This window comes from Paracoccus aestuariivivens (assembly GCF_009711225.1).
Taxonomy (GTDB): Bacteria; Pseudomonadota; Alphaproteobacteria; order Rhodobacterales; family Rhodobacteraceae; genus Paracoccus; species Paracoccus aestuariivivens.
The window spans coordinates 1-8,557 of sequence record NZ_WMIE01000042.1; the positions used below are offsets into that span (position 1 = coordinate 1).

Sequence of the window (8,557 nt, forward strand, 5' to 3'; positions counted from 1 at the left end):
CCGCGGATGGCCTCAAGAGCCACCTTCGCCCTGAACTCTGCAGAATAGCGTCTGCGTTTCGTCATTTCCGGTCATTCTTCCTCAGGCGCTAAAGCTTAGCCCCCGATCCGAATTCGTGCGACCACCTCTGCGGCAAACGGTGCTGAAGTCCGGTACCGGCCAATCCTGTCCGGCAAGATCGAGCAGACTCGCCACCATCCCGGCCGTTTCCCGAAGCGGCAATCCAAACAGCGTCTTCAGCGTCAGGCAGGCCTGGATCGCGGCGTCGGCGAACACCGGCTGCCGTCCGTGCTTGCCAGTTGGTGCGGCAAGCCACTGTGTCTAGGGATCGAACCAGATCGACAGTGACCCACGACGCGCAAGCGCCGCGTTGTAGTCACGCCAGTTCGTCGTGCGGGAGGTCGGGGGCTTCGGTCTGCTCATGCAGCTTAACTAACAAACTGGATTCACAAGGTGAACCCTTCAACGCATTTGCTCAACAAAGCCGGGCCAATGCACCATGGCACGCGCCGGCTCTATGATAGCGCATGCGCCATGGAGTAGTGGAGCGGAGGGGATCCGGCGGGCCGAACTGGGTCTGGAGCCGCCCGGACAGGAGAGGTCGGCCCTAACCTGCCGGTCGGCCTGTCACTATGCTGCGCAGCAGCATTCACCAAAGCCGCCCCTCAGACACCGCGCAGCGAGATGCTCTCGGCCGCGGTTAAAAATGCGGACAAACCTGCCGCTCGCCATAGTCGCTGCAACCCCTCACAACTATATTTGTGAGCTGACGATATCTTCAGAATGAGGCCTCAGATCCTGACCTTGTTGTCGCAGTCAGTCCGTCACCCTACTGACCTCAGTGCGCGAAGCGTTACCGTCACGGCATCGTCCATTCGCTCCACATTACCCTTGGTGCGGGCCAGTATCTGAATTCCGTGATGGGTCGCATTCAGGAAGCGGGCAAACTGTCTTGCATCGTTTTCGAGGGGGATGGAGCCGTCTCCGTGACCGCGCTCGATAGCCTCGGCGAAGGCCGTTTCCATACCGTCAAAGTCCCGTTCGATCAGATTTTGAACTTCCTCGTCATGGGGTGCCATCTCGGCGGCTTCGTTGCAGCTCATGCAGCCGAAGGGGCGATCGGCGGCACGCGCATGCTCCAGCACCATCGCGAAGAAGGCGGCAATCGCGTCATAGGCGGTCGTCCCGCTTTGCAGATACCCGCGCATGACCCGCATTCTCTCAAGTCGATAGGCCTCGAAAGCTGCGAGGAAGAGAGCGCGCTTGCTGCCGAAAGTGTCGTAAAGGCTGCTTTTGCTCAGGCCCGTCACGCGCAGCAGGTCCGACATCGACGTGCCTTCATATCCCTTGCTCCAGAACAGCCGGGTTGCCTGCAGCAGGGCTTCGTCTTCGTTGAACTCTCTTGGACGCGCCATTTTCGATCCTCTTTCTGTCGGCATTAGGTTGCAAACCGGTGCCTGTCCACGCTTTCTGGCGACCCGTCTCCGAATTTGCCGATGTAAGTTGGCCGCAGGCTTCGCCGGCGAGACCGAAGGGTCAGACCGTCGTTGCGGCGCTCACCAGTTGACGGTCATATTCATGAGTGGTGGCGGCTTCCAGCATCACCCATGCGGCATCCTCGTAAGACACGAAGGGGCCCGAATCGCGGTTGATACGCAGCGATGCTTCGACATCCGGGCTTCGCCGGCCCAGACCCGCCATGCGGCCGGGGCAGAAAATGACATGGTTGATGTCCGCCGCGCGGATGGCCGCGATGCAGGCGGCATGGGCGTGAAAGGCCCGCTCGACCCAGGTTCCGAGATGAGCAAGTTTATTGTAGTTCGGCGTGATCCCGTCCTCGGCCATGACATTCGTGGTGCCAGCCGGCCAGCAGAGTTTGCTCACCCGATTGCGTTTGACCGCATCTGCCAATGCCGCAGCCAGTTCCGGATCGGCGCCCTTCCCGGACAGCACGACATCCACCCCGGCCATGGCCGCGTCGAGGACCGTAGGCCGCAAGGCGTCCCCGACCGTGATTTGGCTCAGTTGAAGGTCGATCTCCTTGCCAAGATCTGCTTCAAGCTTCGTCCGATTCCGAACGAGGACCGACACGCGTAGGCCTCGGCCAAGTGCTTCGAGGACCATGCATTTGCCCAGTCCTCCGACTCCGACCACCAATATCTCGTCCGTCATGGCTCCCGCCGCCTTTCCGAAACGGTCCAGAGGACCATCAAGCTGCGAACCGGGGCACATCCCCGGCCCGCGTGTTTGGCTGCTCAGGCAGCATCATCGAGCGTCGGATAGTCGGTATATCCGCGTTCCTCGCCCTGGTAGAAGGTGGCACTGTCCGGTTGATTGAGCGCTGCGCCACGGCGGAAGCGCTCCACCAGATCCGGATTGGCCACTGCACGGGCGAAGGGATCCGTGCCTCAAACCGGGCTCGAACGACAGCAAAGGGCTCCGACCAACATGCTGTGGGACATCAATTGGCTGGTTTGGCTCAGGCGAGTGACCTGCCCTCGGATAGTGAAGGTCGGGCAAAAGCGGACGCTCTTGCCAGCGTAGTCAAGTCATCCAGCAACGGGCTAATCGATCTCGTCGATACCAGTTTGCAACATGCTCGTTCAATTGTGGAAGTGACGAAAGACTCACCGCGGCGCTTGCGATAGCTTGGTTGCGTGCACCGGGCTACGGCGCTGATGTCGACGCTTTTCGGTTTCGCATTGGAGGCAGTTGTCAATGCATGACACGTTAGAAAATCTCAGCATTGAAAGGCGAACGGTCCGCAGTGCGAGAGCACGCTCCTCGCTTCTGTCGATCGGAGTCACAGCCGCGCTCTTGACCTCGGCGGCGCCACAGGCGCGGGCGACCGAAGCGGTGGCAGGCCGCTATATCCCTGGCATCTTCGCGGGCCCTGGGGCCGGTGTTGTGCCGCCCGCACCAGGCTTATACTGGGGGATCCAGAATGCCTATTACCACGGCGAGGCGGGCGACACCGTCCCCTTCGGCGAGGGACGGATCGCCATCGGGCTTGAGGCCGACATGTGGGTCACCGCGTTGGCCGGAGTCTATGTTCCTGAACAAAGCCTCCCCGGAAACTGGACCTACTCCTTTCAGTTCGCGCTGCCGTTCGGCTGGACCGGCGCCACGGCGGAGCTCGGTCCGATCGACACAGATCAGGACGTGGCGGGCCTGGGGGATATCGCCTTTGCCCCGGTCGCGCTTGGCTGGCACAACGACGCCATGAACATGTTCTTCTCGTCCTCTCTAACCGTCACCGCTCCGACCGGTGAATGGGAGAGCGGCGACATTGCCTTCATCGGCCTGAACTACTGGACCTTCACCCCGGCAATCGGCGTGACCCGCCTGATACCGGAACAGGGCTTGGACCTTTCCGCCAAGTTCGGCGTCGATATCAACACGAGGAACCCTGACACCGATTACTACAGCGGTGCCGTGGCCCATCTGGATGTATCGATGACGAAAAGCGTCAATGAGCAACTGGCCGTCGGGGCACTGGCAGGTTTTCTTTACCAGATACAGGATGATGACGATGATGGCGGTTTCGCTGATAACCATGATGGCTTCCGCGGCAGTTCCATCGCCATCGGCCCCCTGCTGACCTACAAGAGCAAGCTGGCGAACGGCAACGAGATCGACCTGACCTTCAAATGGGCGCACGAGATCGACGTGGATAACCGCATGAAGGGTGACGCAGTCTTCCTGACCATCGCCGGGAAGTTCTGAAGTTGCGGAGGCCGACGTCGGCTGGCCCAAGCCGCGAATTGGTCCTTGTCCGAATCCTCGCTGAAGCGGAAGGTTGCGGCAAGCGAGACCAATCTTGCCCGGCTTACGGCAAGGATGTCGCGACCGGCTACCAAGCTACGCCAGACTTCGACTGCACCAAAAACAGTGAAGCCCGACCCGCGACGACCCCATTTCGATACCTGCAGATTTACACCTGACCTGAGTTTTTTCGATCTCATCTGAACAGAACGAGGAGGCTATCCATGTTGAAAGCGATGATCCCCGCCATGAACCTGATGCGAGGTGTGACCGGTTCAGTCGCGAGCGCTGGTCTCGCTACTGTCGCACTGACGTTCGCCTTTACCGGGTCGGTCCTCGCCCAGTCTGCCTCGACCGGAACGCCGAGCGTTCTGCCGCGGTCCGATTTCCAATTCTCCGGCACGGTCGGGCGCACGATCCTCGATTCCGACCCGCCGCAATTCCCGCAGCCGGTGCAAGCGCCGCAGGGTGCGCCGAACGTCGTGTTGATCCTGCTGGACGACGCAGGCTACGGACAGTTTGCGACCTTCGGCGGCGGCATCGCCTCGCCCACCATGGACGCACTCGCGGCGGAGGGGCTGCGCTTTACTCGCTTCCACACCACTGCGCTATGCTCGCCTACGCGCGCCGCGCTGATGACCGGGCGCAATCATCATTCGGTTGCCGCGGGCGTCATTGCGGAGACGGCGACAGGATATGAAGGCTATACCGCAATTCTGCCGCGCAATGCAGGGACGGTCGCCGAGGTGCTGCGCCAGAACGGCTACATGACCGCTTGGATCGGCAAGAACCACAACACGCCCACCTGGGAAGCAAGCGCGGCCGGTCCCTTCGACCGATGGGCCAACGGCCTTGGTTTCGACTATTTTTACGGCTTCAACGCCGGGGACATGAGCCATTTCAACCCGATCCTTTACGAGAATCGGAACCTCGTGCCGACATCGGATGATCCGGACTACTATCTGACCACCGATCTTGCCGATCATGCGGTCGACTGGGTGCGCAAGGTGAAGACCATCGCTCCCGACCGGCCTTTCTTCCTTTATGTCGCGCCCGGCGCCACGCATTCGCCGCATCAGGTGCCCGAGCAATGGATCGAACCCTACAGGGGCAAGTTCGATGCCGGTTGGGACGCCTACCGCGAACAGGCCTTCGCACGGCAGAAGGAACTGGGCGTGGTCCCGGCTGAGGCCGAACTGACCGCACGCTCGGACGGTCTGCCCGCCTGGGATACGCTGAACGCCGACCAGAAGCGGCTTTACGCCCGGATGATGGAGGTATTTGCGGGCTACGGCGCCAATGTCGATCACGAGATGGGCCGCGTGGTCGAGGCGGTGAAGGCGCTGCCGGGTGCCGATAACACCATCTTCATCTACATCGCCGGCGACAACGGGTCGAGCGCCGAGGGAGGTATTGAAGGTTCGGTGAACGAAAACCTGTTCTTCAACGGCTTCCCCGAAAGCTGGCAGGAAAACCTGAAGGTCATCGATGAGCTGGGCGGGCCGAAGCACTATAATCATTTCCCATCTGCTTGGGCTCATGCGATGAACACGCCGTTCCAGTGGACGAAGCAGGTGGCGAGCCATTTCGGCGGCACGCGCAACCCCATGATTGTCTCCTGGCCTGCGCGGATCACCGAAGGTGGCGGGGTCAGGTCGCAATTTCTGCACACGATCGACATCGTGCCCACGCTTTACGACCTGATTGGCATCACCCCGCCCGCCGAGCTGAACGGCGTGCCCCAGAAGCCGATCGAGGGCATCAGCTTCGCGCCTGTCCTTGACGATGCCGGCGCCGAGGAACGGCACAAGGTGCAATATTTCGAGATGGCGGGCGCAAGGGGCATCTACGAGGTCGGCTGGGTGGCCTCGGCCATGGCCTTCGCTCCGTGGAATCCGATCCATACCGGCTACGACGTCGACAAGCAGGAATGGGAGCTTTACAACATCGACGAGGACTTTACCCAAGCCCACGATCTGGCCGCGGAAAATCCGGAAAAGCTGCGTCAGATGCAGGACCTGTGGTGGGCCGAGGCGGCGCGGCATAACGTGCTGCCGCTGGACTGGCGCGCGGTTGAGCGGCTGAACTCGGAAGAAATGGGACGCCCGAGCCTTGCGGGCGACGCGACCTCGTTCACCTACTACCCCGGTCAGGTGGCGCTGCCGAATGACGCGGCACCTCGCATTTTGAACCGGTCCTGGACGCTGACAGCCGATATCGACGTGCCCGAAAGCGGGGCGCAGGGCATGATAGCGACGCATGGCGGCCTGGTCGGTGGCTACGGGCTTTACCTGCGCGATGGCCGACCGACCTTTGTCTACAACTATCTCGCGCTTGAGCGTCACACCATCACCGCTCCCGATCAGCTGCCGGCCGGCAAGGCCGAACTGCAAGTCGATTTCGCCTATCACGGCGCGGCGGGCGAGTTCGGCAAGTCCGCGACGGTGACGCTGAAGGTAAACGGCAGCGATGTGGCCAAGGGCGAGCTGCCGAAGACGATCCCGATCCAGATCTCGCTCGGTGAAGGCTTCGACGTGGGCGAAGACGTGGGCTCCGCTGTCGATTTCACCTACACGCCGCCCTTTGCCTTCACCGGCGCCATCGAGCAGGTCAAGATCGACCTGAAATGACCAACAGGGTGCGGCGCAATCTGCGCCCACGATCGTCGCAACCGCGGGCTAATCACGAGGACAGGACCATCATGCATGTGAGACGGAGACTGATAGCAGTTTGGGCGATCGCGGTCGTGGCAGGCATCGGGCCCTCTGTCGCGCAGGACTATCAGTTCAATGGCGGCTACCCTACCCCCGAGACGGTGCAGATGGCGTTCGGTGAGGCAGACCTGAACCGGGCGGTCAGGGCCTATCGGTTCTTTTACCCGACCGTGTCGAGCGCCGCGATCGTCAGGGAGATGTTGCGGCTGGGCGCAGAGCCGAACCGGGTTTTCACCTACATGGACACGCAGCCGCGCCATGTCGGATTCACCCTGAACTCCGACACGCCCTATGGCGGGATGCTTCTCGACCTCCGGGCCGGGCCGCTTGTCATCGAGGTTCCGCCGGGACCCCTGCTGGGGGCGGCGCTGGACATCCACCAGCGCTGGATCGCGGACATGGGCCTGCCCGGCCCCGATGCCGGCAAGGGCGGAAAGCACCTGCTGCTGCCGCCGGATTACCAAGGTGAGATCCCTGATGGTTACCACCCCTCTCGCGCGACGTCCTTCACCGTGGTGGCCGGGATGAGGGCGCTGCCCGAAGCCGGTGACGTGCAGGGCGCCATCGCGCGCCTGCAGACAATCAAGGTTCATCCCTTGACCCCATCTTCGGACTGGGTGGACCCGGCATGGATCGACGTGACCCAGATGCCGCAGGACCAGACGCCGACGCGCTTCGAACGCGATCTGGAATATTGGCAAGTGCTCCAGGAGGTCGTGAACAGCGAACCCGTGCTGGAGGATTCGCGCGCCTTCTACGGCGACCTGGCGGCGCTGGGTATTGCCAAGGGAATGCCGTTCGCTCCGGACGAGCGCATGGCAGCTATCCTTGTCGAGGCGGCGAAGACCGGTTCAGCACAGATGCGGGTCGAGTCGCTGGCCGATCGCCGACCGGACCGGCTGGTCTGGCCCGACCGCCAATGGCAATGGGCGGCGCTGCGTTTCGAGAACGGCTCGTTCGACACCCCTGACTACCGCGACAGCTACGCGTCAGAGAAATGGTTCTATCAGGCGATCGCGACTTCACCCGCGATGTTCCGCCGCGACCCCGCGACCGGTTCGCTCTACTGGCTGGGTCTGCGCGACGAGGCGGGAGAGTATCTTGACGGCGGCAAGACCTACCGGCTACGGGTTCCGCTGCCGGTTCCGAACCGGCTCTTCTGGTCGGTGACGGTCTATGATGCCGAGACACGCAGCCAGATCCAGACCGAGCAGGCGAAGGCCGCGTTGCGTTCGCTCTTCGAACTGACGGACCTGAGCGGGGACCATGTCGATCTTCTCTTCGGGCCAGAGGCACCAAAAGGCCAGCAGGATCGGTGGATCCGCACCCTTCCGGGCAAGGGATGGTTCGTCTATTTCCGCATCTACGGCCCCGAGCCTCCTGCCTTCGATGGCAGTTGGAAGCCGGGCGACTTCACGGTTATCGAGTGACGCCAGGGCCACCGCTACGACCGCTTCGTCCGCCACTCGTAGAATGTGCGCGAACGACCGCTTTGGGGCTATTCGCGACCGGCGAGCACTGGACTGTAGGTCAGTCCGCGACCGGCGGCTTTGGGCTCGAATTAGCCAGTCGGCGGTCCGTTGTCGGGCGCGTGACAGGGCATAGTATTCTCGGCATGGGCGAGGAGCCGCAGTCTCATATTCGGGCTATCAAGGCTTTCGCAGCCTTCCTGCGACATTCGCCGGACACGGCCAGGCCCGAAGCCGCCTTCGGCCGAGGCGCCGTTGTCGCCGACGATATAGATGATCATCGCGTTGTCGGCGCCCGGCAGCATCTTGACGTAGTCGAGCACGGGCCCCACCTCGTAATCGACCTGCTCGCCATAGGCCGCGAAGACCTCCATCATGCGCGCGGAAAGCCGCTTCTCGCCGTCGGTCAGGCTGTCCCAGGCAGACAGGCTGGCAGGGCAGGGCGTCAGCTCAGCATTCTCGAGGATGATCCCGCGTTCCTTCGGGCGCTCGAAGGTCTCTTCGCGATAGACATTCCAGCCCATGTCGAACACGCCCTAGAACTTGTCGATCAGCTCCTTCGGGGCCTGATGCGAGGCATAGGTCGCGGCGGGGGGGAGATAGGCAATC

6 protein-coding genes and 1 pseudogene are annotated in these 8,557 nt (G+C 62.2%); 3 read left to right on the forward strand and 4 right to left on the reverse strand.

Features of this window, described 5'->3' with window-relative positions; genetic code table 11:
* Positions 1–126: 126 nt before the first annotated feature.
* From GL286_RS21690 to GL286_RS21700, 3 genes and pseudogenes are all read right to left on the reverse strand, one after another.
* Positions 127–423, reverse strand: a pseudogene (locus GL286_RS21690) (transposase); the annotation flags it as partial.
* Positions 424–824: 401 nt separating this feature from the next.
* Positions 825–1,415, reverse strand: a complete 591-nt coding sequence (locus tag GL286_RS21695; protein ID WP_155097651.1) for a TetR/AcrR family transcriptional regulator — start codon at positions 1,413–1,415, stop codon at positions 825–827.
* A gap of 121 nt (positions 1,416–1,536) precedes the next feature.
* Positions 1,537–2,172 carry an NAD(P)H-binding protein gene (locus tag GL286_RS21700; protein WP_170295359.1) on the reverse strand — a complete coding sequence of 212 codons (636 nt, stop codon included), beginning with the start codon at positions 2,170–2,172 and terminating at the stop codon, positions 1,537–1,539.
* 546 nt (positions 2,173–2,718) lie between these two features.
* Between GL286_RS21700 and GL286_RS21710 the strand changes: the two genes are divergently transcribed.
* From GL286_RS21710 to GL286_RS21720, 3 genes are all read left to right on the forward strand, one after another.
* Positions 2,719–3,726 (forward strand): SphA family protein, encoded by a 1,008-nt coding sequence (locus GL286_RS21710; RefSeq protein ID WP_155097653.1) that lies wholly within the window; start codon positions 2,719–2,721, stop codon positions 3,724–3,726.
* A 263-nt stretch (positions 3,727–3,989) separates the two neighbouring features.
* A complete protein-coding gene (locus tag GL286_RS21715) occupies positions 3,990–6,395 on the forward strand; it encodes an arylsulfatase (protein ID WP_211596479.1) in 2,406 nt (801 codons plus the stop codon).
* Between the two features lie 116 nt (positions 6,396–6,511).
* Complete coding sequence (locus tag GL286_RS21720; protein ID WP_211596480.1) at positions 6,512–7,909, forward strand: DUF1254 domain-containing protein; 1,398 nt, start codon at positions 6,512–6,514, stop codon at positions 7,907–7,909.
* Positions 7,910–8,040: 131 nt separating this feature from the next.
* Here the strand turns inward: GL286_RS21720 and GL286_RS21725 are convergent, their stop codons facing one another.
* Positions 8,041–8,472: an alkaline phosphatase family protein gene (locus GL286_RS21725; RefSeq protein ID WP_211596481.1), complete on the reverse strand. Its 432-nt coding sequence runs from the start codon at positions 8,470–8,472 to the stop codon at positions 8,041–8,043.
* Positions 8,473–8,557 lie beyond the last annotated feature (85 nt).

Coding starts and splice junctions, on each gene's coding strand:
- GL286_RS21715 (WP_211596479.1), top strand. CDS start 3,990: ATGTTGAAAGCGATGATCCCCGCCATGAACCTGATGCGAGGTGTGACC.
- GL286_RS21725 (WP_211596481.1), bottom strand. CDS start 8,472: ATGGGCTGGAATGTCTATCGCGAAGAGACCTTCGAGCGCCCGAAGGAA.
- GL286_RS21700 (WP_170295359.1), bottom strand. CDS start 2,172: ATGACGGACGAGATATTGGTGGTCGGAGTCGGAGGACTGGGCAAATGC.
- GL286_RS21710 (WP_155097653.1), top strand. CDS start 2,719: ATGCATGACACGTTAGAAAATCTCAGCATTGAAAGGCGAACGGTCCGC.
- GL286_RS21695 (WP_155097651.1), bottom strand. CDS start 1,415: ATGGCGCGTCCAAGAGAGTTCAACGAAGACGAAGCCCTGCTGCAGGCA.